Origin of the sequence: Actinoplanes sp. NPDC051633 (genome assembly GCF_040681735.1) — a bacterium.
Classification (GTDB): Bacteria; Actinomycetota; Actinomycetes; order Mycobacteriales; family Micromonosporaceae; genus Actinoplanes.
In genome coordinates this window covers 1-2,076 of sequence record NZ_JBFAZH010001284.1, presented here as the reverse complement: position 1 = coordinate 2,076, position 2,076 = coordinate 1, and the positions used below count along the sequence as shown (strand labels likewise).

Genomic DNA, 2,076 nt, shown 5'->3' with positions numbered 1-2,076 from the left:
AGTTCGCCATCGACGGCACGATGTTCACGTTCAACGGGCAGCGCTGGTTCGTCTGGTCCGGCTGGGCGGGCGACACCAACATCGAGCAGAACCTCTACATCGCGCGGATGGCAACGCCGTCGGCCGCGTCCGGCCCGCGGTACATCATCTCGCAGCCGCGCGAGCCGTGGGAGCGGGTCGTCGGCAACCCGTTCATCAACGAGGGCCCCGAGGCGATCCGCGACCCCAACGGCCAGCTGCACATCGTGTATTCGGCGAACGGCAGCTGGAGCGACCAGTACTGCATCGCCGACCTGCGGCTGCGCGCCGGCGGCGACCCGACCTACGTCTGGGACTGGTACAAGTCGAACGGCTGCATCTTCGGCTCCAACAGGGCCACGATGATGGCCGGCTGGGACCCGACGGTGTCGGTGAACGGCCCGGGCCACAACACTTTCGTCCTGCTCAACGGCGACATCGCGGCCAGCCCGCCGGCCGGCCCGACCTTCCCGATGATGTTCCACGCGGTCCCGAAGGGCACGCCGTACAGCTGGGAGAACCGCTACTGGTACACGGGTTCGTTCTGCTGGTGGGGCAACACGACCTACCGAAGGGCAAACGTCCCGGGCGCCACCACAGACACAGGCTGGGGCCTCAAGCTCTTCGAGTGAGCGACCTCAGGATCGGGACGGCTCGACCTCGTCCAGCACGGAGCGGAGCAATGCGGCCAGCTCGCCGAGGAAGCGCGCCGCCCGCTCCTCCGAGAACTCATCGAGGACCCAGTTGCCGTCGGCGGCGACCAGCCGGGCCAATGCGCCCGGTTCCGGCGGCGGCTCGGCGAGCAGTGCCTCCAGGGCGGTGAGATCGTGGCGGATCCCCCGCGTGGTCACCTGGGCCAGCCCGCGCAGGCCGGCCCGAATCTCGTCAAGGCTTTCCGCGTCCGCGACCTCACCACGCAGGAACGCACGCACGGTCTCGAGCGGAGCCATCCCGTCGAGCTCAGCCATCCGCCGGCGCAAGGGTTCGGGCAGGTCGGACATCATCGCCTCACAGTAGTCCGGACGGGAAGGCGGTCACGACGAAGGGGACGGGCGGGTTCGAACCAGGCACGAGCTGGATCCGGACCTGCGCGAAGCTCGTCGTCGCGTAGCGCGAAGCCTGCGGCCCGGCGCCGTACATCCCGTTGTTGTAATAGCCCTCGCCGACCTGATGTCCGGCATCGAAGCTGCCGCGGTGCCGGCCGTTCAGGGCCAGATCACTGCGGATCGCTTCCCAGTTCCGCCGCACGTAGTCGTTGACCGCGCGGTTCATGGTCGACGGGTCGGTCCACCGATACGACCAGTTCTCGGCGCGGTCCCAGGGCGGATCTCCGTAGATCCGGCCCTCGATGGTCCGGCCGCTCGGGTCTCGCTGTAACGGGACGTCCGGCCCGTGCCGTTCCCCGGTGTGCGCGGCCGGGTGGGCGGCATCGTTGGAGGCGATGTCGAAGCGAGGCGGATCGTCGCCGAGCGCGTCATAGCGGTTCATCACCTCGGCCAGCGCGACGTCGTCGGGGTGCGCCTGCGGTGGAGCTGAGTTGTCGTGGGTGGTTTCGCGCGCCTGGTTGCCACTCGGCCGCCCGGTCCGTGCCATCGAAGCAGTCGCGTCCTGCGCCCCGCCGACACTGGATGCATCACGAGGCCGAGGCGAAGCGCCGGACCCGTCATCGGGACGGCGTGGCGGCGTACCGCCTCCGTCGTCGCCACCCCCGTGCGGGGTTCTCGGTCGCCCGGTCACCTATCGCCCATCCTTCGCTCCGGCATTGCACGCCCCGGTGTCACCCTTCCCGCCTACGCCGGGCCATCGCGATCAATACGACAGCGCCGATGATGAGCACGATGCCTGCGGCGCCGAGGCCGAGCAGCAGAGGCACCGTCCGCGCAAATGCCCGCGGGTCGGAGTCGTCGCCGGGGTCGGCCGGCGTCGCGGCCGCCTGGGAGGACGCGGCGCTCTCGGCGGGAGCCGGCGGTACGTCCGCGGTGAGGGCCGCGACCACATCCACCCGGCCGTATCCGTAGGCGTCGTCCCGCCCCTTCGGGCCGGCGTCGATCGCGGTGG

3 protein-coding genes and 1 pseudogene are annotated in these 2,076 nt (G+C 70.1%); 1 reads left to right on the top strand and 3 read right to left on the bottom strand.

Features of this window, described 5'->3' with window-relative positions:
- Positions 1-650, top strand: a 650-nt coding sequence (locus AB0M20_RS40115; RefSeq protein WP_364306383.1) for a family 43 glycosylhydrolase, incomplete at its 5' end; no start/stop codon positions are given.
- A 6-nt stretch (positions 651-656) separates the two neighbouring features.
- On the opposite strand, the gene AB0M20_RS40110 is transcribed toward AB0M20_RS40115, so the two are convergent.
- The 3 genes and pseudogenes from AB0M20_RS40110 to AB0M20_RS40100 all read right to left on the bottom strand — a co-directional run.
- Positions 657-1,022, bottom strand: a complete 366-nt coding sequence (locus AB0M20_RS40110) for a hypothetical protein (protein ID WP_364306381.1) — start codon at positions 1,020-1,022, stop codon at positions 657-659.
- Positions 1,023-1,026: 4 nt separating this feature from the next.
- Positions 1,027-1,611, bottom strand: coding sequence for a hypothetical protein (locus AB0M20_RS40105; RefSeq protein ID WP_364306379.1), 585 nt, complete (start codon positions 1,609-1,611; stop codon positions 1,027-1,029).
- Positions 1,612-1,795: 184 nt separating this feature from the next.
- Positions 1,796-2,076: pseudogene (locus tag AB0M20_RS40100) on the bottom strand (hypothetical protein); the annotation flags it as partial.